Annotated in this window: 23 protein-coding genes; 1 reads left to right on the forward strand and 22 read right to left on the reverse strand. The window is 60.7% G+C overall.

Features of this window, described 5'->3' with window-relative positions:
* Nucleotides 1-134: 134 nt before the first annotated feature.
* From der to trmJ, 19 genes are all read right to left on the reverse strand, one after another.
* Nucleotides 135-1607, reverse strand: coding sequence for a ribosome biogenesis GTPase Der (gene der / locus AACY31_RS04570; protein ID WP_339482766.1), 1473 nt, complete (start codon nucleotides 1605-1607; stop codon nucleotides 135-137).
* 134 nt (nucleotides 1608-1741) lie between these two features.
* Complete coding sequence (gene bamB / locus AACY31_RS04575; protein WP_339482764.1) at nucleotides 1742-2893, reverse strand: outer membrane protein assembly factor BamB; 1152 nt, start codon at nucleotides 2891-2893, stop codon at nucleotides 1742-1744.
* Nucleotides 2886-3527 carry a YfgM family protein gene (locus tag AACY31_RS04580; RefSeq protein WP_339482762.1) on the reverse strand — a complete coding sequence of 214 codons (642 nt, stop codon included), beginning with the start codon at nucleotides 3525-3527 and terminating at the stop codon, nucleotides 2886-2888. Before AACY31_RS04580 ends, bamB begins: the two co-directional genes overlap by 8 nt.
* Nucleotides 3528-3567: 40 nt before the next feature.
* Nucleotides 3568-4857: a histidine--tRNA ligase gene (gene hisS, locus AACY31_RS04585; RefSeq protein WP_339482761.1), complete on the reverse strand. Its 1290-nt coding sequence runs from the start codon at nucleotides 4855-4857 to the stop codon at nucleotides 3568-3570.
* A 22-nt stretch (nucleotides 4858-4879) separates the two neighbouring features.
* Nucleotides 4880-5989 carry a flavodoxin-dependent (E)-4-hydroxy-3-methylbut-2-enyl-diphosphate synthase gene (ispG, locus tag AACY31_RS04590; RefSeq protein ID WP_003185136.1) on the reverse strand — a complete coding sequence of 370 codons (1110 nt, stop codon included), beginning with the start codon at nucleotides 5987-5989 and terminating at the stop codon, nucleotides 4880-4882.
* 3 nt (nucleotides 5990-5992) lie between these two features.
* On the reverse strand, nucleotides 5993-7021 hold the full coding sequence (locus AACY31_RS04595; RefSeq protein WP_339482760.1) for a RodZ family helix-turn-helix domain-containing protein: 1029 nt from the start codon (nucleotides 7019-7021) through the stop codon (nucleotides 5993-5995).
* Complete coding sequence (gene pilW / locus AACY31_RS04600) at nucleotides 7021-7779, reverse strand: type IV pilus biogenesis/stability protein PilW (RefSeq protein WP_339482758.1); 759 nt, start codon at nucleotides 7777-7779, stop codon at nucleotides 7021-7023. Before pilW ends, AACY31_RS04595 begins: the two co-directional genes overlap by 1 nt.
* Nucleotides 7780-7791: 12 nt before the next feature.
* Nucleotides 7792-8940 carry a 23S rRNA (adenine(2503)-C(2))-methyltransferase RlmN gene (gene rlmN / locus AACY31_RS04605; protein ID WP_339503913.1) on the reverse strand — a complete coding sequence of 383 codons (1149 nt, stop codon included), beginning with the start codon at nucleotides 8938-8940 and terminating at the stop codon, nucleotides 7792-7794.
* 28 nt (nucleotides 8941-8968) lie between these two features.
* Complete coding sequence (gene ndk, locus AACY31_RS04610) at nucleotides 8969-9394, reverse strand: nucleoside-diphosphate kinase (protein WP_042727994.1); 426 nt, start codon at nucleotides 9392-9394, stop codon at nucleotides 8969-8971.
* An 88-nt stretch (nucleotides 9395-9482) separates the two neighbouring features.
* A complete protein-coding gene (iscX, locus tag AACY31_RS04615) occupies nucleotides 9483-9683 on the reverse strand; it encodes a Fe-S cluster assembly protein IscX (protein ID WP_339482754.1) in 201 nt (66 codons plus the stop codon).
* 13 nt (nucleotides 9684-9696) lie between these two features.
* Nucleotides 9697-10038: an ISC system 2Fe-2S type ferredoxin gene (gene fdx, locus AACY31_RS04620; protein ID WP_018611575.1), complete on the reverse strand. Its 342-nt coding sequence runs from the start codon at nucleotides 10036-10038 to the stop codon at nucleotides 9697-9699.
* A 3-nt stretch (nucleotides 10039-10041) separates the two neighbouring features.
* Nucleotides 10042-11904, reverse strand: coding sequence for a Fe-S protein assembly chaperone HscA (gene hscA / locus AACY31_RS04625; protein ID WP_339482752.1), 1863 nt, complete (start codon nucleotides 11902-11904; stop codon nucleotides 10042-10044).
* 50 nt (nucleotides 11905-11954) lie between these two features.
* Nucleotides 11955-12476 carry a co-chaperone HscB gene (gene hscB / locus AACY31_RS04630; RefSeq protein ID WP_339482751.1) on the reverse strand — a complete coding sequence of 174 codons (522 nt, stop codon included), beginning with the start codon at nucleotides 12474-12476 and terminating at the stop codon, nucleotides 11955-11957.
* Nucleotides 12477-12484: 8 nt separating this feature from the next.
* Nucleotides 12485-12808 (reverse strand): iron-sulfur cluster assembly protein IscA, encoded by a 324-nt coding sequence (gene iscA, locus AACY31_RS04635; RefSeq protein ID WP_339482749.1) that lies wholly within the window; start codon nucleotides 12806-12808, stop codon nucleotides 12485-12487.
* Nucleotides 12809-12833: 25 nt separating this feature from the next.
* A complete protein-coding gene (iscU, locus tag AACY31_RS04640; protein ID WP_003185157.1) occupies nucleotides 12834-13220 on the reverse strand; it encodes a Fe-S cluster assembly scaffold IscU in 387 nt (128 codons plus the stop codon).
* Nucleotides 13221-13263: 43 nt separating this feature from the next.
* The gene (locus tag AACY31_RS04645) at nucleotides 13264-14478 is read right to left on the reverse strand and encodes an IscS subfamily cysteine desulfurase (protein ID WP_339482747.1); all 1215 of its coding nucleotides are present in this window, start codon (nucleotides 14476-14478) and stop codon (nucleotides 13264-13266) included.
* 50 nt (nucleotides 14479-14528) lie between these two features.
* On the reverse strand, nucleotides 14529-15020 hold the full coding sequence (iscR, locus tag AACY31_RS04650) for a Fe-S cluster assembly transcriptional regulator IscR (protein WP_003185160.1): 492 nt from the start codon (nucleotides 15018-15020) through the stop codon (nucleotides 14529-14531).
* Between the two features lie 265 nt (nucleotides 15021-15285).
* The gene (gene cysE / locus AACY31_RS04655; protein ID WP_003197992.1) at nucleotides 15286-16062 is read right to left on the reverse strand and encodes a serine O-acetyltransferase; all 777 of its coding nucleotides are present in this window, start codon (nucleotides 16060-16062) and stop codon (nucleotides 15286-15288) included.
* A 1-nt stretch (nucleotide 16063) separates the two neighbouring features.
* Entirely contained in the window at nucleotides 16064-16834 is a 771-nt protein-coding gene (gene trmJ / locus AACY31_RS04660) for a tRNA (cytosine(32)/uridine(32)-2'-O)-methyltransferase TrmJ (protein WP_339482746.1), read from the reverse strand.
* 144 nt (nucleotides 16835-16978) lie between these two features.
* On the opposite strand from trmJ, the gene suhB reads away from it, so the two are divergent.
* A complete protein-coding gene (gene suhB / locus AACY31_RS04665) occupies nucleotides 16979-17797 on the forward strand; it encodes a type III secretion system regulator SuhB (RefSeq protein WP_003185165.1) in 819 nt (272 codons plus the stop codon).
* Nucleotides 17798-18046: 249 nt separating this feature from the next.
* Here suhB and AACY31_RS04670 read toward each other — a convergent pair whose 3' ends face one another.
* The 3 genes from AACY31_RS04670 to secD form a co-directional block, all read right to left on the reverse strand.
* A complete protein-coding gene (locus tag AACY31_RS04670) occupies nucleotides 18047-18595 on the reverse strand; it encodes a glycine zipper 2TM domain-containing protein (protein WP_003197986.1) in 549 nt (182 codons plus the stop codon).
* A 117-nt stretch (nucleotides 18596-18712) separates the two neighbouring features.
* On the reverse strand, nucleotides 18713-19627 hold the full coding sequence (gene secF / locus AACY31_RS04675) for a protein translocase subunit SecF (RefSeq protein WP_339482743.1): 915 nt from the start codon (nucleotides 19625-19627) through the stop codon (nucleotides 18713-18715).
* Nucleotides 19628-19636: 9 nt separating this feature from the next.
* The gene (gene secD / locus AACY31_RS04680; RefSeq protein WP_339482742.1) at nucleotides 19637-21505 is read right to left on the reverse strand and encodes a protein translocase subunit SecD; all 1869 of its coding nucleotides are present in this window, start codon (nucleotides 21503-21505) and stop codon (nucleotides 19637-19639) included.
* Between the last annotated feature and the right edge of the window lie 2 nt (nucleotides 21506-21507).

Consider the following 21507-nt stretch of genomic DNA (forward strand, 5'->3'; position numbering starts at 1 on the left):
ATCTTTTGAGCTTTCGCTTGAGACTCAAGTGTCAGGGGAAAGATCGCAGCCTCGTTGCACTCGACAGCTCCTACAACGCAACCTAGTGAGAGCAAGCGCCCTCGCCACAAAAACGGTCCTGAGAGAAGTCTGGGTCAGCGCTTGTCGCGGCGCTTCTTGTCAGCCTTCTTGTGGTGCGACATCAAGCGGCGCTTCTTGTTGACCTGGCGGTCGGTGAGCGTGTTCTTGTTGCCTTCGTACGGGTTCTCACCGCCCTTGAACTCGATGCGAATCGGCGTGCCGACCAGCTTCAGGACGCGACGATAGGTGTTCTCCAGGTAACGAACGTACGACTTGGGCACCTTCTCGATCTGGTTACCGTGGATCACGATGATCGGCGGGTTGGCACCGCCCAAGTGGGCGTAGCGCAGCTTGATCCGACGGTTGTTGACCATCGGTGGCGCGTGCTCGCCTACCGCATCTTCGAGGATCTGGGTGAGGCGGTTGGTCGGCCAACGAGTCACCGCCGACTTGAACGAGTTCTGCACCGAAGCGTAGAGGTTGCCCACGCCTGTGCCGTGCAGAGCCGAGATGAAGTGGATGTCGGCGAAGTCGACGAAGAACAGACGACGCTGCAATTCGATCTTCACGAAATCCCGTTCGCTCGGCGTCATGCCGTCCCACTTGTTGATCGCGATGACCAGCGCACGACCGGCTTCCAGGGCGAAGCCCAGCAGGTTCAAGTCGTGATCGACCACGCCTTCACGGGCGTCCATCACGAAGATCACCACGTTGGCGTCTTTGATCGCCTGCAGGGTCTTGACCACGGAGAACTTTTCAACTTCTTCGTGGATCTTGCCGCGCTTGCGCACACCGGCGGTGTCGATCAGCGTGTACTTCTCTTCGTTACGTTCGAAGGGAATGTAGATGCTGTCGCGGGTGGTGCCGGGCTGGTCGTAGACGATGACCCGGTCTTCGCCGAGCATGCGGTTGACCAGCGTCGACTTGCCCACGTTCGGGCGGCCGATGATGGCGATCTTGATCCCGTCTTTCTCGCTTGGGCCCGGAATGCGCTTGGCTTCCTCGCCTTCGGCAACGATCTCTTCCTCGCCCTCTTCCGGCTCTTCCAGGTCGTCTTTCGGGAAACTCTCCAGAGCGATTTCCAGCATCTGGGTGATGCCACGACCGTGGGCGCCGGCGATCGGGATCGCCTGGCCCATGCCCAACGGGGCGAACTCGGCGCGGGCCATGTCCGGGTCGATGTTGTCGACCTTGTTGGCGACCACGTAGGAACGCTTGTTACGCTTGCGCAAATGCTCGGCGATCATCTGGTCGGCGGCGGTAAAACCGGCCTTGGCGTCTACCAGGAACAGCACCACATCGGCTTCTTCAATGGCGAGCAGCGACTGCTCGGCCATTTTTTCGTCCATGCCGTGTTCATCACCGGAGATGCCGCCGGTGTCGACCAGAATATAGGTACGCCCTTGCCACTTGGCCTCACCGTATTGGCGATCACGGGTCAGACCGGACAAGTCGCCGACAATGGCGTCGCGAGTCCTGGTCAGGCGATTGAACAAGGTGGACTTGCCGACGTTCGGTCGACCCACCAGGGCGATTACGGGAACCATGCGGCTCTCCACTTCGTTATTTCAGAAAATACAAAAGCCGCTGCGAGGCAGCGGCTGGTGCTCGGGGCAGTCTGTGGAAGCACTGCAAGCCTTGTGAACAAGGCCGCTTGGGGGGATTAGCCCCAAGCATAGTCTTACTTGATGGTCAGGGCTTCCAGTTTGCCGCTGTTGCCATACACATAGATCATGTCGCCCACCACCAGCGGACGGGCACGCAGGCCGTCGCTGTCGATGCGCTCACGGCCGACGAAACGACCGTCCACCTGGCTGAGCAGGTGCAGGTAACCTTCCAGGTCACCTACTGCAACGTAACTGGAGAACACCTCCGGGGCCGACAGTTGACGACGGGCCAGGGAGTCGTTGCTCCACAATGCGGTGGTGGAACGTTCGTCAACGCCTTCGACGGTGCCCGAGGACAGGCTTACGTAGACGCTGCCAAAACCTTGGGCGACACCAGCGTAGCTAGACGCATCGCGCTGCCACAGCGGACGGCCGCTTTCCAGGTCCAGTGCTGCAACGCGACCCTGATAGCTGGCGACGTACAGTGTGCCGCCGGACAGCAGCAAGCCACCGTCGATGTCGACCACACGCTCCAGCTCCGAACGACCTTGCGGGATCGCTACGCGTTGCTCCCAGACCGGCACGCCGTTGGAAATATCCAGGGCCACCACTTTACCGGTCGACAAACCAGCCACCGCCAGGCGGTTGGTCACGATCGGCGCGCTGGTGCCGCGCAGGGTCAGTACCGCCGGGGTGCTGTCGTACAACCAGCGTTGGTCGCCAGTCGCGGCATCCAGACCGATCAGACGGTCGTCCTGGGTCTGGACCACTACCACGTCACCGTTGCTGGCCGGCGGTGCGAGCACTTCACTGGTCACGCGGGCGCGCCATCTCTCTTCACCGCTGCTCGTGTCCAGGGCAACGATCTCGCCCTTGAGCGTGCCGATCATGACCAGGCCATAACCCACGCCAACGGCGCCGGAAACAGGCAGCTCAAGATCTTTCTTCCATTTGACGTCGCCGTTGGTGCGGTCCATCGCCATCACCACGCCCGTGACATCGCCGGCATAGATGGTGTCGCCATCGATGGCCGGCACCAGCATGTTGTAGGTTTCACCCTGGCCATCGCCGATGGAACGGCTCCACTGCTTCTGCAGCACGACTTCTTCTTTGAAGTCGGTCAGTTCGGCCGGAGGCAGTTCTTTCTTGCTGTTGCTGCTGCAACCCGCGGCCAGAATGGCCAGAGCCAGCAATGCTGCATGTTTCCAACGGATCACGTCACGCATCCCCTTTGGCCAGGTCGTCCAGCTTGATTTGCAGGCCACCGACTGCGGCTTCATCCGACAGCGCAGCCTTGGCTTTTTGGTAGGCCGCATGGGCCTCATCGGCACGGCCCAGTTGTACCAGCAGGTCGCCCTTGAGTTCTTCGCGGGTCGCCAGGAATGCCTTGTCGGCATCACCGTCGAGCAGCTTCAAGGCGTCTTCGGCCTTGTTCTGTGCCGCCAGCACCTGCGCCAGGCGCTGACGCGCCACTTCGCCCAAGGTCGGGTTAGCCGGTTTGTCGACGATACCTTTGAGCTCGATGGCCGCGTCGTCCAGTTTGCCGGTGTCCACCGCCACCTTGGCCACGAACAAGCGACCGTATTGGGCGTAGGCGGTGCCGCCGAATTCCTGGTCCAGCTTGCCGGCCAGGTCCGCCACGCGGGCCGCGTCAGGCTTACCGTCCGGGGTCAGGGTGGTTTCCAGCAATTGCTGGTAGAGCACCGAGGCGCCTTGCGACTGGTTGCTCTGGTATTTCTGGTAGGCCTGCCAGCCGAACACGATGACCAGCGCCAACAGGCCGCCAGTGACCAGCGGCTTGCCGTTGCGCGTCCACCACTCCTTCAAATCCGCCAGCTGTTCATCTTCGGTACTCGACACCCCAATACTCCTTAATCGCTAAATCGGCTGTTTGACAGCTTCAACCCTGCACGACGCAGGTGGCCAGGTGTGCAGCAAGCGCATCCCAGGCAATGCTTTGTTGTTCGCCCTGGCCACGCAGGGGTTTGAAACCTACCACTTGTTGGGCCAGCTCGTCGTCACCGAGGATCAATGCGTACAGCGCACCGCTCTTGTCGGCCTTCTTGAATTGGCTCTTGAAGCTGCCGGCACCAGCGTTGATCTGCAAGCGCAGGTTGGGTAACTGGTCGCGGATCCGCTCGCTCAACGACAGGGCTGCCAGCTCGGCGGCCTCGCCAAAGGCGCACAGGTAGACGTCGACCTGACGGGACAGTTCTTCGGGCACCTTGTCCAAGGCTTCAAGCATCAGCACCAGGCGCTCGATGCCCATGGCAAAGCCCACGCCCGGGGTCGGCTTGCCGCCCATCTGCTCCACCAGCCCGTCGTAGCGGCCGCCAGCACACACTGTGCCCTGGGCGCCGAGCTTGTCGGTGACCCATTCGAAGACGGTCTTGCTGTAGTAATCCAGGCCACGGACCAACTTGGGGTTGATCACGTAGGGAATGCCCGCGGCGTCGAGGCGTGCTTTCAGCCCTTCGAAATGCACACGGGATTCGTCGTCGAGGTAGTCGGCCATTTTCGGCGCGTCGACCAGGACCGCCTGGGTGTCGGCATTCTTGGTGTCGAGCACACGCAGTGGGTTGGTCTTCAGACGGCGCTGGCTGTCTTCGTCGAGCTTGTCCAGGTGTGCGCAAAGAAATTCCACCAACGCTTCACGGTAGCGGCCACGGGACTCGCTGGTGCCCAGGCTGTTGAGCTCAAGCTTGACCGCGTCACGGATGCCCAGCTCGCCCCACAGGCGCCAGGTCAGCACGATCAGTTCAGCATCGATGTCCGGGCCATCGAGGTTGAACACTTCGCAACCAATCTGGTGGAACTGGCGATAACGGCCTTTCTGCGGACGTTCGTGACGGAACATCGGACCGATGTACCAGAGTTTCTGCACCTGACCGCCGCCGGTGATGCCGTGCTCGAGCGCCGCTCGCACACAGGCCGCCGTGCCTTCGGGGCGCAGGGTCAGGGAGTCGCCGTTGCGGTCGTCGAAGGTGTACATCTCTTTTTCGACGATGTCGGTCACTTCACCGATGGAGCGCTTGAACAGCTCGGTGAACTCGACGATCGGCATGCGGATCTGCCGATAGCCGTAGTTATCCAGCAGACGCGCCACGGTACCCTCGAAATAGCGCCACAGGGGCGTCTGCTCGGGCAGGATGTCGTTCATGCCACGAATGGCTTGCAGGGACTTGCTCACGTGTATTCCTTAATCTTTCGACTTAACCGCGCGCGATAACCGCTGCGTCGGCTTCGACCTTTTCGGCCGCTTTCTGGCGAATCAGCCGTTCCAGCTCATCCACCAGATTGTCATTCGTCAGTTTCTGCGACGGCTTGCCGTCGATGTAAATCAGGTTCGGTGTACCGCCAGTCAGGCCGATGTGGGCCTCCTTGGCTTCGCCCGGCCCGTTGACCACGCAACCGATCACCGCGACATCCAGCGGCACCAACAGGTCTTCGAGGCGCCCTTCCAGCTCGTTCATGGTCTTGACCACATCGAAGTTCTGCCGTGAGCAGCTCGGGCAGGCGATGAAGTTGATGCCACGGGAACGCAGGTGCAGGGACTTGAGAATGTCGTAGCCGACTTTCACTTCCTCGACCGGGTCAGCCGCCAACGAGATGCGGATAGTATCGCCAATCCCTTCGGCGAGCAGCATACCGAGGCCGACGGCGGATTTCACCGTGCCCGAACGCAACCCACCGGCTTCGGTGATGCCCAGGTGCAGCGGCTGGACGATTTCCTTGGCCAGCAGGCGGTAGGCTTCGACGGCCATGAACACGTCGGAGGCCTTCACGCTGACCTTGAAGTCCTGGAAATTCAGGCGCTCGAGATGTTCGACGTGCCGCAGGGCCGATTCCACCAGCGCCGCCGGGGTCGGTTCGCCGTATTTCTTTTGCAGGTCTTTTTCCAGGGAACCGGCGTTCACGCCGATGCGGATCGGGATGCCCCGGTCGCGGGCGGCATCCACCACGGCACGTACACGGTCTTCGCGACCGATGTTGCCCGGGTTGATGCGCAGGCAATCCACACCCAACTCAGCCACGCGCAGGGCGATGCGGTAGTCGAAGTGAATGTCGGCCACCAAGGGGACCTTGACCAGTTGCTTGATCTTGCCGAACGCCTCGGCGGCGTCCATGTCCGGCACCGATACGCGCACGATGTCGACACCGGCGGCTTCCAGACGGTTGATCTGCGCGACCGTGGCGGCCACGTCATTGGTGTCGCTGTTGGTCATGCTCTGCACAGCGATAGGCGCATCGCCGCCCACGGGCACGTTGCCGACCCAGATCTTCCGGGATTCGCGACGCTTGATTGGAGATTCGCCGTGCATGACTTATTGACCCAACTTCAGGCGAGCGGTCTCGCCACTGGTGAACGGAGCGATATCGACCGGCTGGCCGTTGTAGCTGACCTGCGCGCCACGGGCATAACCCAGGCGTACGGCAAAGGGTGGCTTGCCGTTGATGGAGGTGCTGTCGCCCTTGCGCTTGAGGCCACTGAACAGCACCTTGCCGTTGCCGTCGGTGATCTGCGTCCAGCAGTCGGCGACAAACTGAATCTGTACCTGGCCTTCACCTGCGACAGGCGCCACCGCAGCCACTGGCGCTGCCGGGACGACTGGCGCGGCGTTGGTCGCAGGCGCAGCCACGGTCGGCGCTGGCGCGCTCGGAGCGTCAGGTACGGTGGCAATCGGTGCGCTGTCGGTGATCGGTGCAGCCGGCGCTGTTGGTGCAGCGGGCGCAGGGGCTGGAACAGCCGGCTCGACACCCGCCTGGGCATCGGCGGCGTCCTGGCCTTGTGGCAACACCAGGACGGTTTCGCCTTCGGCCTGACCCGCCACGACAGCCTGGTCTTCCGGCTCGTCCAGCGGATGGATCTGAGTGGTACCGTCGGCGCCTTCGACCTCAACGTGTTCAGGGCTCATGGCGATTGGTTCCTTGCCACGCAAGGAAGCTTGGTCCTGCCACCAGACAAAACCGCCACCAATCACCGCGAGCAACAGCAACAGGCTGACGATTCGCAAAATCGTGTGGGAGACGCGAACCGGCTCCTCGATGCGACCCAGGCTGTGCACGCTGCTGCCCTGGGCATCGGAACCGGTGTACTGATCGAATTGCTGGACCAGCACGGTCTGGTCCATGCCGAGTAACTTGGCATAGGCGCGGATATAGCCCCGGGCAAACGTGTGCCCAGGCAGCTTGTCGAACGCGCCCGTTTCCAGATTGCCCAAGGAGGTCACGGTGAGATTGAGCTTGAGGGCCACTTCAGCCAGCGACCAACCATTGCTTTCGCGGGCTTGACGCAGGGTCTCACCGGGATTTACGCGAGTCGCTGCTACAACTTCGGGATGCGCCGCTTTCATCATTGCTCCGACAGGTATTGCTGATATTCCGGCGTACCGGGATAGAGTCTTTTGAGTTGCAGGCCGTAACTTGCAGCCTTGTCGCGATCTTCAAACACATGTGCCAGCCGAACGCCGAGCAATAGACTACGTGCATTTTGCTCGCTCAGCAGGCTAAAACGCTCATAGTAGTCACGCGCGGGCACATAATGCCTGTCTTCGTAGGACAACTCAGCCATTTCCAGCAGCGCCCGCGGTTGCTGGCGGTTGAGCCGCAGCGCCTTTTCCAGGTGCTGGCGGGCCAGGTCACGCTGGCCCAACTGCGCGGCTGTCATGCCGAGGTTTTCGAAAACCCGCGAACGCTCGGGGTAGAGGGTGTCGGTGGCAGCCTGCTCGAAGCGCTCGTAGGCGTCCTTGTAGCGTTTCTGCTCGAAAAGAAAGCTGCCGTAGTTGTTCAGGATCCGTGCGTCTTGCGGGCGGGCAGACAGCGCCTTGCGAAAATGCTGGTCGGCCAGCTCCGGCTCCATTTCGGCCCGGAACACCAGGGCCAGGGCCGCGTTGGCATCAGGATCGGAATCATCCAATTCCAGGGCTTTCTTGAGCGGCACCTTGGCCCGCTCGGTCATGCCCTGCTGCAGGTAGCCAATACCCAGTTGCACGTAGGCCACACGCGCCTCGTCGCGCCCTTTGCTGGTCCTCATCGGGTTGTAGTCACCCGACAGGACACAACCGGAACAAAGGCCGGCCAACAGCAAAACGAGCGCGAAGCGCAGGGACATAGAGTTCCTCTCTTAGTGACTGTTCGCAGCGTTTTGCACCGCATCATCCGCGGCGTTCAACTCACGCACGGCAATGTAGCGTTCGCTGCGACGGGTGCGATCCAGCACCTGTCCTACCAATTGGCCACAGGCGGCGTCGATGTCTTCGCCGCGGGTGGTGCGCACGGTGACGTTGAAGCCCGCGTGGTGAAGCTGATCCTGGAAGCGACGAATCGCGTTGTTGCTCGGACGCTCGTAACCGGAATGCGGGAACGGGTTGAACGGGATCAGGTTGATCTTGCACGGGATGTTCTTGAGCAGCTCAACCATCTCGACCGCGTGTTCGACCTTGTCGTTCACATCTTTGAGCAGTGTGTACTCGATGGTCAGCACGCGTTTTTCGCCCAGGGACGACATGTAGCGCTGACACGACTCGAGCAGCATCTTAAGCGGATACTTCTTGTTGATCGGCACCAATTGGTTACGCAATGCGTCATTGGGTGCGTGCAGCGACAGCGCCAGGGAGACGTCGATATGCTTGGCCAGCTCATCGATCATCGGCACCACGCCTGAGGTAGACAGGGTCACACGGCGCTTGGAGATGCCGTAACCCAGGTCGTCCATCATCAGGTGCATGGCGGAAACGACGTTGTCGAAGTTCAGCAGCGGCTCACCCATGCCCATCATCACCACATTGGTGATGGCACGGTCTACGGTCGCCGGGACGCTGCCAAAGGATTTGTTGGCAATCCACACCTGGCCGATCACTTCGGCGGCGGTGAGGTTGCTATTGAAGCCTTGCTTGCCGGTGGAGCAGAAACTGCAATCCAGGGCACAGCCTGCCTGGGACGAAACGCACAAGGTGCCGCGCTTGCCCTGGGGAATGTAGACGGTCTCGACGCAGCTACCGGACGCCACGCGCACCACCCATTTACGGGTGCCATCGCTGGAAATGTCCTGGCTGATCACTTCGGGGCCGCGAATCTCGGCAACAGCCTTGAGCTTTTCGCGCAGGGCCTTGCCGACATTCGTCATGGCGTCGAAGTCGTCGACGCCAAAGTGGTGAATCCATTTCATCACCTGGCCGGCACGAAAACGCTTCTCCCCGATCGAGTCGAAGAATTTCTCCATTTCCGGCTGGGTCAGGCCCAACAGGTTGGTTTTGCCGTTCGATGTAGTCATGGATTCACCTTCACTCAAAAGCCTGGGCTTAGCGAGTGGTTACTTCAGTAGCGGAGAAAAAGTAAGCGATTTCGCGAGCAGCAGCGGCTTCGGAGTCCGAACCGTGAACGGCGTTGGCGTCGATGGACTCGGCGAAGTCAGCACGGATGGTGCCGGCAGCGGCTTCTTTAGGGTTGGTAGCGCCCATCAGCTCACGGTTGCGAGCGATAGCGTTTTCGCCTTCCAGCACCTGAACGACAACCGGACCGGAAGTCATGAAAGCAACCAGCTCACCGAAGAAACCACGCTCGCTGTGCTCAGCGTAGAAGCCTTCGGCTTCGGCTTTGGACAGCTGCTTCATTTTCGAAGCTACAACGCGCAGGCCAGCGTCTTCGAAGCGGGTAACGATCTTGCCGATCACGTTTTTAGCAACGGCGTCAGGCTTGATGATGGAGAAAGTACGTTGAACAGCCATGGTGTAACTCCAGAAACGGTAATTTGCGAAAAATTAAACCCGCGAATTATACGCGGGTTCAGGGGTATTGCCTAACCTGCCAGGTCGATCAGTCGATTTCTGCGATCCAGAGCGCCTGGACCGCCTCCAAGACCTTCTCGCCACAACGGCCAGAGGTATTGTCGAAATCGGGAAGTTCCATGATCCAGCGCTGCAAATCGACAAAATTCACAGTCAACGGATTCACGTCCGGCTTGGCTTCGGCCAGTTCTTCTGCGATGCGTTGTACATCATTCCAACCATAGCTCATGACAGTGTCACCATCAGTGCGGCGCTTCAGCCGCATGGTTAAGCGAATATTTCGGGATTTCGACGGTCAGGTCTTCGGTACCGACAATGGCTTGGCACCCCAGGCGCGATTGCGCCTCCAGGCCCCAGGCCCGATCGAGGAAATCCTCCTCCAGATCATCCGCCTCTTCCAGCGAGTCGAACCCTTCACGAATGATGCAATGGCAAGTCGTGCAGGCGCAGACCCCGCCACAGGCACTTTCCATCTCTATATGGTGCTCATGGGCCAGCTCGAGAATGGAAATTCCGGGCTCAGCCTCCACGACCATGCCCTCCGGACAGAACTTCTCGTGGGGCAGAAAAATCACCTGCGGCATCAGTTATTCCTCGATTTCATTCAGGTTGCGCCCCGCCAGGGCGGCTTTCACCGTCGAGTCCAGGCGGCGGGCAGCAAAGGCATCGGTGACGTGCGACAAACGCTTGGTCTGCTGCTCGATGGCATAGCCATCGGTGCCTTTGATCAATTCGGACAATTCCTGCATTTGCAGCTCGATGACCATGCGCTCTTCAGCGTCCAGCAACCGCTCGCCGTCGACCTCAAGGGCACCTTGCACGGCTTCGATCAGGCGCTGGGCGTCGACCTGCTGCTCGCGCAGCACACGCGCCACCTTGTCGTCGCCGGCATACTGGAAGGAATCCTTGAGCATCTTGGCGATTTCGCCATCGGTCAGGCCGTAGGACGGTTTGACCTGGATGCTCGCTTCCACGCCCGAACCCAGCTCGCGGGCGGAGACGTTGAGCAATCCGTCGGCATCGACCTGGAAGGTCACGCGGATCTTCGCCGCACCAGCGACCATGGCCGGGATGCCGCGCAATTCGAAGCGAGCCAGAGAGCGGCAGTCGCTGATCAGTTCACGCTCGCCTTGCAGCACGTGAATCATCATGGCCGACTGGCCGTCCTTATAAGTGGTGAAGTCCTGGGCGCGGGCAACCGGGATAGTGGTGTTGCGCGGAATCACCCTCTCCATCAGGCCGCCCATGGTTTCCAGCCCCAAGGACAACGGAATCACGTCGAGCAACAGCAGCTCGTCGCCATCGCGCTTGTTGCCAGCCAGGGTATCAGCCTGGATCGCGGCGCCGATGGCAACCACCTGATCCGGGTCGATTTCAGTCAGCGGCTGACGGCCAAAGGCCTCGGCAACGGCTTCGCGAACCCGAGGCACGCGGGTCGAACCACCGACCATGACCACGGCCTTGACGTCTTCAAGCTCTACGCCGGAATCGCGCACGGCACGGCGACAGGCCTTGAGGCTGCGGGCGACCATGGGCTCGATCAGGGCATCGAAGGCTTCGCGGGTCAGCGCCGCTTTCCACTCGCCATAAGCCACTTCAACGGTAGCGGCGTCGGTCAAGGCTTCCTTGGCGGCGCAGGCGGTTTGCAGCAGATGGCGCTGCGCACCCGGGTCGAGATCAGCGGACAAACCGGCTTGCTCGATGATCCAGCCAGCAATGGCATGGTCGAAGTCATCGCCGCCCAGGGCGCTGTCGCCGCCAGTGGCCAGGACTTCGAAAACACCGCCAGTCAGGCGCAGGATCGAAATATCGAAAGTACCGCCACCCAAGTCGTAGATGGCGACCAAGCCTTCGGCATGCTGGTCCAGGCCATACGCGACCGCAGCGGCTGTCGGCTCGTTGAGCAGGCGCAGCACGTTCAGGCCGGCCAGCTTGGCGGCATCCTTGGTGGCTTGGCGCTGAGCGTCATCGAAATAAGCCGGAACGGTAATGACCGCGCCCACCAATTCACCACCCAATGCCGCTTCGGCGCGCTGGCGCAGGACCTTGAGGATGTCGGCGGAAACCTCTACCGGGCTTTTCGGGCCCTGTACGGTTTCGATGAACGGCATGTGGGATTCGCCACCGACGAAGCGATACGGCAGTTGATCGCCCAATTGCTTGACGTCGGACAGACCACGACCCATCAAGCGCTTGACCGACACGATGGTGTTCAAAGGGTCGGTGGCGGCGGCCAGCTTGGCCGATTCGCCCACTTCAACGTGATTGGCGTGATAGCGCACGGCAGACGGCAGGATCACCCGCCCCTGCTCGTCGGCCAGCGGTTCGGAAAGACCGCTGCGCAAGGCAGCGACCAGGGAATTGGTGGTACCCAAGTCGATCCCGACAGCCAGGCGACGCTGGTGCGGTTGTGGACTTTGGCCGGGTTCGGCGATCTGCAGTAGGGCCATCGTAATCAGGACTTATCTGTAATCAGGCGTGCGACCGGAGCGGCACTGGGTTAATCGTCGAGGCGCTCTTCGAGCTGGCGCACTTCGTAGGTGAGCTTGTCGAGGAACTGCATGCGCCGCATCAGGCGTTCGGCCTGTTCGCGTTGCGCGGCATCATTCCAGCAGGCTGCGAAGCTTTCGTTCAGTTCTTGCTGGGCGTCTTTCAAGCGTCGCTTGAATACCGCGACACCGGCCAGGTCGGCACTGTCCTGCAGGTCTTCGAGCTCTTCGCGCCATTGCATCTGCTGCAAAAGAAACTCGGGATCGTGGACCGTGACCTCCAGCGGCAACTCATGGCCGCTGATGGTGAGCAGGTAACGCGCGCGCTTGGCCGGGTGCTTGAGCGTCTGGTAGGCCTCGTTGAGGTTCGCCGACTGCTCGAGCGCCCGCCGCTGCTCCGCCTCGGAAGCATCGGCAAAGCGATCGGGATGGACGCCACGGGCCAACTCAAGGTAACGCGCGGACAACTGCTCGAGATCCAGCTGGAACGCAGGTTGCATCTGGAACAGCGCAAAATGACAAGGAGTACCCACAAGCTGCCTCAGATGTTGAAGCTTTCGCCGCAGCCACATTCACCGCGCACGTTGGGGTTGTTGAACTTGAAGCCTTCGTTCAACCCTTCCTTGACGAAATCCAGTTCGGTGCCGTCCAGGTAAGACAGGCTTTTCGGGTCGATGATCACTTTCTGACCATGACTCTCGAACACCTGATCGTCTTCGCCCACTTCGTCGACAAATTCCAACACGTAGGCAAGGCCAGAGCAGCCCGTGGTGCGAACACCCAGGCGAATACCCTCGCCCTTGCCGCGCCCTGCGAGGGAACGCTGCACATGCTTAGCTGCCGCTTCTGTCATCTGGATAGCCATGGAAAACTCCTTACCGTAACGCGGATCAGATCAAGCCTTTCTTCTGCTTGTAATCGCGAACAGCGGCCTTGATGGCGTCTTCGGCGAGTACCGAGCAGTGGATCTTCACTGGCGGCAGGGCCAGTTCTTCGGCCAACTGTGTGTTCTTGATGGTTTCGGCTTCATCAAGGGTCTTGCCCTTCATCCACTCGGTGGCCAGGGAGCTGGACGCGATGGCGGAACCGCAGCCATAGGTCTTGAACTTGGCATCTTCGATGATGCCTTGCTCGTTGACCTTGATCTGCAGGCGCATCACATCGCCGCACGCCGGGGCGCCGACCATGCCGGTGCCGACATCAGGATCCTGCGCGTCCATCTTGCCGACGTTGCGCGGGTTCTCGTAGTGGTCGATGACCTTTTCGCTATATGCCATTTGCTTCAATCCTCATCAGTGAGTCGCTCTGGTGGCGACTTCTTCAGTGCGCCGCCCACTCGATTTTCGAAATGTCGACGCCGTCTTTGTACATGTCCCACAGCGGCGACAGAGCGCGCAGCTTGGTAACGGCCTCGCAGACTTTCTGCGCGGCGTAATCGATTTCTTCTTCGGTGGTGAAACGGCCGAAGGTGAAGCGGATCGAGCTGTGGGCCAGTTCGTCGTTGCGGCCCAGGGCGCGCAGTACGTACGAAGGCTCCAGCGACGCCGAGGTGCACGCCGAACCGGACGACACGGCCAGATCCTTGAGTGCCATGATCAGCGACTCGCCCTCAACATAGTTGAAGCTCAGGTTCAGGTTGTGCGGTACGCGGGCGGTCATGCTGCCGTTGACGTAGAGTTCTTCCAGGTGCTCGACCTGCTCGAAGAATCGGTCGCTCAGGGCCTTGATGCGCACATTCTCGGCAGCCATGTCTTCCTTGGCTACACGGAAGGCTTCGCCCATGCCGACGATCTGGTGGGTCGCCAGGGTACCGGAACGCATGCCACGCTCGTGACCGCCGCCGTGCATGGTCGCTTCGAGGCGAACACGCGGCTTGCGGCTGACGTACAGGGCGCCGATGCCTTTAGGGCCGTAGGTCTTGTGGGCCGAGAACGACATTAGGTCGACTTTCAGCTTGGACAGATCGATGTCGACCTTGCCGGTGGACTGGGCCGCGTCGACGTGGAACAGGATGCCCTTGGAGCGGGTCAACTCGCCGATGGCCGCGATGTCGTTGACGGTGCCGATTTCGTTGTTCACGTGCATGATCGAAACCAGGATGGTGTCGTCGCGCAGAGCGGCCTCCACCATCGCTGGAGTGATGATGCCGTCTTCACCCGGTTCGATGTAGGTGACTTCGAAGCCTTCACGCTCCAGTTGGCGCGTGGTGTCCAGGACAGCCTTGTGCTCGATCTTGGAGGTGATCAGGTGCTTGCCCTTGGTGTGATAGAAATGCGCGACACCCTTGATTGCCAGGTTGTCGGATTCAGTGGCACCGGAGGTCCAGACGATTTCACGCGGGTCGGCGTTGACCAGATCGGCAACCTGGCGACGGGCGCTTTCGACCGACTCTTCGGCCTTCCAGCCGAACACGTGGGAACGGGACGCCGGGTTACCGAAGTTTCCGTCGACCAGCAGGCATTCACTCATTTTTTGCGCAACACGCGGATCAACCGGGGTGGTCGCAGAGTAATCAAGGTAAATCGGCAATTTCATGGACTCTCTCCTAAATCAGGCTGGCTGGCGTTCCGCGTGCTCTGCGGCAGTCATTCGACGGCGGACGCTTCAATCTTGTCCAGGTGCGGCGCCTTGCTATTGCAACGGCGCTGGTCCTGACGCTGGGCTACTTCTTGCACCTCACGGCGAGTTACAAGGTCAGCCAAGCTGATACCACTTAGAAATTCGTGGATCTGCAGGCTGAGGTCACACCACAAGTGGTGGGTCAGGCAAGTATCGCCGCCATGGCAGTCGCCAAGGCCCTGGCATTTGGTCGCATCGACCGATTCGTTCACTGCATCGATCACCTGGGCGACCTGGATGCCCTGCATGTCGCGCGACAACTGGTAGCCGCCGCCCGGGCCGCGAACACTGGAAACCAGGTTGCTACGGCGCAGCTTGGCGAACAGCTGTTCAAGGTAGGACAGGGAAATGCCCTGGCGCTCGGAGATATCGGCCAGGGACACCGGCCCGTGCTGCGCATGCAATGCCAGATCCAGCATTGCCGTCACGGCGTATCGGCCTTTTGTAGTCAGTCGCATGGACAATTACCACGGAGTTCGGAATGGGGCGAGTATGCAATTCCCGAGTATTTAAGTCAAGTATAAGACCTAGTGCTTTACTCGGGTTTACCCGCGAAAGAGCGCGCGCATGATAGCAAAGGCTGGTCGACGGCGACCAGCCATACCGCGCTATCGCTCATCACGAGCAAGCTTTGCTCCCACAGGATCCTCCCCCATAGAGGAGGCCTGTAAAAACCAGGACTCCCGTGGGAACAAGACTTGCCCGCGATGCAGGCACCTCGGTTTAGCTGGCCTGGGTTTCATCCTTGTCCTTCACACACGCAAAGTCTTCCTCGCGCAGCTCAGGCAGGTCCTTGGCACAGTAATTACTGCCCAGGTCTTTCAGGGCGCCGCACATCCCCTCCAGGCGCCCATCGACGGCCTGCAGGTGATCGAGCAACTGGTTGATGGCGCGGGCGACCGGGTCGGGCATGTCTTCGCCGACACCGTAGGCGTCGAAGCCGATCTTCTCAGCCATGGCCTTGCGCCGGGCATCCTGCTCGTCGTCGGACTTGACGATGATCCGCCCCGGAATGCCCACCACGGTCGCACCGGGCGGCACAGCCTTGGTGACCACGGCGTTGGAACCGACTTTCGCCCCCGCCCCCACCGTGAACGGCCCGAGCACCTTGGCCCCGGCCCCCACCACCACGCCGTCTTCCAGCGTAGGGTGGCGCTTGCCTTTGTTCCAGCTGGTGCCACCGAGGGTCACGCCCTGGTACAGGGTGACGTCGTCGCCGATCTCGGCGGTTTCGCCGATGACGATGCCCATGCCGTGATCGATGAAGAAGCGGCGACCGACCTTGGCGCCCGGATGGATCTCGATCCCGGTCAGCCAACGCCCGAAGTTCGAGACCAGCCGCGCCAGCCACTTCCAGCCCATATTCCACAAGGCGCCGGACAGGCGGTGGATCCAGATCGCGTGCATCCCCGGGTAGCAGGTCAGCACTTCAAAGGCATTGCGCGCCGCCGGGTCACGATGGAAAACACTTTGGATATCTTCACGCAAACGTTCGAACATTTTATTTCTTCCGCTTAATCAGCTCGCCACGGGCCGCCTTCTGGGTTTCCGTGAGGATGCCGCGCAATATATTCATCTCCGCCCGGCTGACCGAGCTTCGTCCGTACAACCGACGCAGGCGCGCCATCAAGTGCCGCGGCTTTTCCGGGTCGAGGAACTCGATGTCCACCAAGGTCTGCTCCAAGTGTTCATAGAATCGCTCCAGCTCGTCCATTGTCGCCAGTGTCTCACTGCGCGGCGACGTGACCTCGGTTTTTTCGACTTTGCTGGGCTTGCCTTCGGCTGCCAGCCAAGCCATGCGCACTTCGTAGCCCAACACCTGCACCGCCGCCCCCAGGTTCAAGGAACTGAACTCCGGGTCGGAAGGGATATGCACGTGAAAGTGACATCGCTGCAGCTCGTCATTGGTCAGGCCGGAGTCTTCACGACCAAACACCAGGGCGATCTCAGAGCCTTGCGCGGCCTCATCGACCACTTTGGTGCCGCATTCGCGGGGGTCGAGCAGCGGCCAGGGAATACGCCGGTCGCGGGCGCTGGTGCCGAGCACCAGGTTGCACCCCACCAAGGCGTCTTCCAGGGTAGCGACGACCTGGGCGTTGGCCAGGATATCGCCGGCGCCAGAGGCCCGGGCATCGGCCTCGTGATGGGGAAACAAGCGCGGCTCGACCAGCACCAGCCGCGACAGGCCCATGTTCTTCATGGCCCGCGCAGCTCCGCCGATGTTACCCGGATGGCTGGTATTGACCAGGACGACACGAATGTTCTGCAACAAGGGAGGCGCTCTCGAACACGATAAAGGGAGCAAATCTTACATAAGCACCTACCGTTAAGCTATGAAAGCGAACACCAACCTTCTCCTGAGAAAACTTTCTGATAGAATGCGCGGCTTTCTTTAACAACCTTAGGTGACACATCCATGCAGCCCATGCTGAATATCGCGCTGCGCGCCGCCCGCAGCGCCAGTGAACTGATCTTCCGCTCCATCGAGCGCCTGGATACCATCAAGGTCGATGAAAAAGACGCCAAGGACTACGTGTCCGAGGTTGATCGCGCCGCCGAGCAAAAAATCGTCGACGCCCTGCGCAAGGCTTATCCAAACCACTCGATCCTCGGTGAAGAGACCGGCATGCACGCCGGTACTGGCATCGAAGGCGAAGAGTACCTGTGGATCATCGATCCGCTGGACGGCACTACCAATTTCTTGCGCGGCATTCCTCACTTCGCTGTCAGCATCGCCTGCAAATACCGTGGCCGCCTGGAACACGCCGTTGTGCTGGACCCGGTTCGCCAGGAAGAATTCACTGCCAGCCGTGGCCGTGGCGCCCAACTGAACGGTCGTCGCCTGCGCGTCAGCGGCCGCACCAGCCTGGACGGCGCCCTGCTGGGTACTGGCTTCCCGTTCCGCGATGACCAGATGGACAACCTGGACAACTACCTGGGCATGTTCCGCGCCCTGGTCGGCCAGACCGCCGGCATCCGCCGTGCCGGCGCTGCGAGCCTGGACCTGGCTTATGTGGCTGCTGGCCGTTTCGATGCGTTCTGGGAGTCGGGCCTATCCGAATGGGACATGGCCGCAGGCGCCCTACTGATCCAGGAAGCCGGCGGCTTGGTGAGCGACTTCACCGGCGGCCACGATTTCCTTGAAAAAGGCCACATCGTTGCCGGCAACACCAAATGCTTCAAGGCTGTGCTCACCGCCATCCAGCCCCACCTGCCGGCTTCGCTGAAGCGCTAAGCAACCGGCCAGAGAAAAAGCACCCTTCGGGGTGCTTTTTTTATGCCCGAATTTCGACATACCTCCAATTATTTGCAAGAGTCTGCGGGAGCAAAGCCTGCTCGCGACGACTGCGGCACATTCAACATTGATGCAGTCTGACCCGCTGCTTTCGCGAGCAAGCCCGCTCCCACAGGGGACCTGGGGGGGGGCATGAAATGCGGGCGAAAAAAAAGCACCCCGAAGGGTGCTTCTTTCATCGCGACTGGGTCACTGAGCCGGTTCGTTCTGCCCCAGGATCAGCTGACCTTCCTTGTTCACCGGGATCTGGTTACCCGGGTCGCGATCCATGCGGACTTTGCCTTCTTTGCCGTCGAGCATGTAGCGAACATCGTAGCCTACAACCTTGTCGCTGATGTCATTGACCGTGTTGCAGCGGGTTTGGGTGGTGGTGTAGGTGTCGCGCTCCTGCATGCCTTCCTGAATCTTGTTACCGGCATAACCGCCACCGGCCGCACCCGCCACGGTGGCGATTTTCTTGCCGGTGCCGCCGCCGATCTGGTTGCCCAACAGGCCACCGGCTACCGCGCCCAGGACGGTACCGGCGATCTGGTGCTGGTCCTGGACCGGCTTCTGCCGGGTTACGGTGACGTCCTTGCAGACTTCACGCGGGGTCTTGATTTGGGTCTTGACCGGCTCCACGGCCAGTACTTGCGCATACTCAGGGCCACTTTTTACCAAGCTGTAGGTGGCGACCGCACCACCGGCTGTTACACCGACAGCACCCAATACCGCACCAACCAGCATCGATTTGTTCACTTGAACCTCCTGACTATCACAAGCGGACTAATCCGCGCTTCTCCCAGCCTTGGAGCACAAAAAAAGGCGCGAGTTCAACTCGCGCCTTTTCAGCTGTGACGGAGGGAGCGGCGAGCCTTACGGGCGGTCGTCCACTTCCGTTTCAGTAGCCGCAGGAGGAATCAGGTCCTCGGTAGTCAAGTTCAGCCAGACCAACACCACGTTGGCGATGTAGATCGACGAGTAAGTACCCGCCAACACACCGATGAACAGCGCGATGGAGAATCCGAACAGGTTGTCGCCCCCAAAGAACAGCAGCGCGGCAATCGCCAGCAAGGTGGAGATCGACGTCGCCATGGTCCGCAACAAGGTCTGGGTGGTCGAGATGTTGATGTTCTCGATCAAGGACGCCTTGCGCAGCACGCGGAAGTTCTCACGCACCCGGTCGAACACGACGATGGTGTCGTTGAGCGAGTACCCGATGATTGCCAACACCGCCGCCAACACCGTCAGGTCGAAGGTGACCTGGAAGAACGACAGGATACCCACGGTTACGATCACGTCGTGGATCAGCGAGACAATCGCGCCCACCGCGAACTTCCACTGAAAGCGGAAGGCCAGGTAGAGCAGGATGCCGCCCAGGGCCATCAGCATGCCGAGACCGCCCTGGTCGCGCAGCTCTTCACCCACTTGCGGGCCGACGAACTCGACGCGCTTGACCTGGGCCGGGTTGTCGCCACCAGCCTTCTGCAAGGCTTCGGCCACTTGGTGGCCCAACTGCGGGTCTTCACCCGGCATGCGCACCAGCAGGTCGGTGGTTGCACCAAAGCTCTGCACGACGGCATCGCTGTAGCCCGACGCTGCCAGTTGCTCGCGCACCTGGGTGACGTCGGCCGGACGCTCGTAGGTCAGCTCGATGAGCGTGCCGCCGGTGAAGTCCAGACCATAGTTCAAGCCCTTGGTGGCCCAGCTGAACAGCGCCAGGACGGTAAGGAACAATGTGACGCCGAACGCAATGTTGCGAACGCCCATGAAGTTGATTGTACGTAACATGGCAGCCCCTTAAATCCACAACTTCTTGAAGTCACGGCCACCATAAATCAGGTTGACCATTGCACGGGTCACCAGAATGGCTGTGAACATCGAGGTAAAGATCCCGAGGGACATGGTCACTGCAAAACCCTTGACCGGGCCGGTGCCCATGGCGAAGAGAATTCCGCCGACCAACAACGTGGTCAGGTTGGCATCGATAATCGCAGTGAATGCCCGGCCGAAGCCTTCGTTGATTGCCCGCTGGACCGACATGCCCGCGGCGATCTCTTCACGTATCCGCGAGAAGATCAGCACGTTGGCGTCTACCGCCATGCCCATGGTCAGCACGATACCGGCGATACCCGGCAGGGTCAGCGTGGCCCCCAGCAGCGACATCAGCGCCAGCAGCAGCACCATGTTCACCCCCAGGGCGACGGTGGCGATGATGCCGAAGAAGCGGTAGATGGCAATGATGAACAGCGACACGAACAACATGCCCCACAGCGAAGCATCGACACCCTTGGCAATGTTGTCGGCGCCCAGGCTCGGGCCAATGGTGCGTTCTTCAGCGAAGTACATTGGCGCGGCCAGACCACCGGCACGCAGCAGCAGGGCCAGCTCCGAGGACTCACCCTGTCCGTTCAGGCCAGTGATACGGAACTGACTGCCCAGCGGCGACTGGATGGTCGCCAGGCTGATGATCCTCTTCTCTTCCTTGAAAGTCTGCACCGCGACGTCTTTCTCGACGCCGTTGACCACCTGCTTGGTGTACGTGGTGGTCGGCTTCTGCTCGATGAAGATCACCGCCATGCTGCGACCGACGTTGCTGCGCGTAGCGCGGTTCATCAGCTCGCCGCCATGGCCGTCCAGGCGAATGTTCACCTGAGGGCGACCCTGCTCGTCGAAGCTCGCCTGGGCGTCGGTCACCTGGTCACCGGTGATGATCAAGCCACGCTCGATCTGCGCCGCCGGACGACCGCCCTCACGGAACTCGAAGCTCTCGGAAGTAGCCCTGGAAGCACCCGGCTCAGCGGCCAGGCGGAACTCCAGGTTGGCGGTCTTGCCGAGGATACGCTTGGCTTCGGCGGTGTCCTGCACACCAGGCAGCTCGACCACGATGCGGTTGGCGCCCTGGCGCTGCACGATCGGCTCGGCCACACCCAGCTCGTTGACGCGGTTACGCACCGTGGTCAAATTCTGCTTGATGGAGTATTCGCGGATTTCCGCCAGCTTGGCCGGGGTCATCGCCAGACGCAGCACCACCTGACCATTGAGGTCGGCCGGAACAATGTCGAAATCATTGAAGTTCTTGCGGATCAACGCACGGGCCTTTTCGCGGGTATCTTCATCGCTGAAGCCCAGCTGAATGGCACCGTCGAGTGGCGGCAGGCTGCGATAACGCACGCGGTCTTTGCGCAGCAAGCTCTTGACATCGCCTTCGTAGACTTTCAGACGCGCATCGAGAGCTTTGTCCATGTCCACTTCCAACAGGAAGTGCACACCACCGGACAAGTCCAGGCCCAACTTCATCGGATGCGCGCCAAGGTTGCGCAGCCATTGCGGGGTGGTCTGGGCCAGGTTCAGGGCCACCACGTAATCGTCGCCCAACGCCTTGCGTACCACATCCTTGGCAGGCAGTTGGTCTTCAGCCTTGACCAGGCGCAACAGGCCGCCCTTGCCGTTTTCGGCGATGGACGCAGCCTTGACCTCGATGTTGGACGCCTTGAGCGCAGCGCTCGCACGGTCCAGATCGGCCTGGGTGACCTGCAGCGCAGTGCTTGCGCCACTGACCTGAATGGCCGAGTCATCCGGGTATAAATTGGGAGCGGAATAAATCAGACCGACCGCCAGCACCGCCAGGATCAGTACATATTTCCACAGAGGGTATTTGTTCAGCATCA

Source organism: Pseudomonas sp. RL_105y_Pfl2_101 (assembly GCF_963970585.1).
Classification (GTDB): Bacteria; Pseudomonadota; Gammaproteobacteria; order Pseudomonadales; family Pseudomonadaceae; genus Aquipseudomonas.

Bases quoted from the DNA above. Each gene is read 5' to 3' on its own strand.
- der (WP_339482766.1), bottom strand. From the start codon at position 1,607: ATGGTTCCCGTAATCGCCCTGGTGGGTCGACCGAACGTCGGCAAGTCC.
- bamB (WP_339482764.1), bottom strand. From the start codon at position 2,893: ATGCGTGACGTGATCCGTTGGAAACATGCAGCATTGCTGGCTCTGGCC.
- ispG (WP_003185136.1), bottom strand. From the start codon at position 5,989: ATGCACGGCGAATCTCCAATCAAGCGTCGCGAATCCCGGAAGATCTGG.
- AACY31_RS04595 (WP_339482760.1), bottom strand. From the start codon at position 7,021: ATGAAAGCGGCGCATCCCGAAGTTGTAGCAGCGACTCGCGTAAATCCC.
- pilW (WP_339482758.1), bottom strand. From the start codon at position 7,779: ATGTCCCTGCGCTTCGCGCTCGTTTTGCTGTTGGCCGGCCTTTGTTCC.
- rlmN (WP_339503913.1), bottom strand. From the start codon at position 8,940: ATGACTACATCGAACGGCAAAACCAACCTGTTGGGCCTGACCCAGCCG.
- ndk (WP_042727994.1), bottom strand. From the start codon at position 9,394: ATGGCTGTTCAACGTACTTTCTCCATCATCAAGCCTGACGCCGTTGCT.
- iscX (WP_339482754.1), bottom strand. From the start codon at position 9,683: ATGAGCTATGGTTGGAATGATGTACAACGCATCGCAGAAGAACTGGCC.
- fdx (WP_018611575.1), bottom strand. From the start codon at position 10,038: ATGCCGCAGGTGATTTTTCTGCCCCACGAGAAGTTCTGTCCGGAGGGC.
- hscA (WP_339482752.1), bottom strand. From the start codon at position 11,904: ATGGCCCTACTGCAGATCGCCGAACCCGGCCAAAGTCCACAACCGCAC.
- iscA (WP_339482749.1), bottom strand. From the start codon at position 12,808: ATGGCTATCCAGATGACAGAAGCGGCAGCTAAGCATGTGCAGCGTTCC.
- iscU (WP_003185157.1), bottom strand. From the start codon at position 13,220: ATGGCATATAGCGAAAAGGTCATCGACCACTACGAGAACCCGCGCAAC.
- AACY31_RS04645 (WP_339482747.1), bottom strand. From the start codon at position 14,478: ATGAAATTGCCGATTTACCTTGATTACTCTGCGACCACCCCGGTTGAT.
- iscR (WP_003185160.1), bottom strand. From the start codon at position 15,020: ATGCGACTGACTACAAAAGGCCGATACGCCGTGACGGCAATGCTGGAT.
- cysE (WP_003197992.1), bottom strand. From the start codon at position 16,062: ATGTTCGAACGTTTGCGTGAAGATATCCAAAGTGTTTTCCATCGTGAC.
- suhB (WP_003185165.1), top strand. From the start codon at position 16,979: ATGCAGCCCATGCTGAATATCGCGCTGCGCGCCGCCCGCAGCGCCAGT.
- secF (WP_339482743.1), bottom strand. From the start codon at position 19,627: ATGTTACGTACAATCAACTTCATGGGCGTTCGCAACATTGCGTTCGGC.
- secD (WP_339482742.1), bottom strand. From the start codon at position 21,505: ATGCTGAACAAATACCCTCTGTGGAAATATGTACTGATCCTGGCGGTG.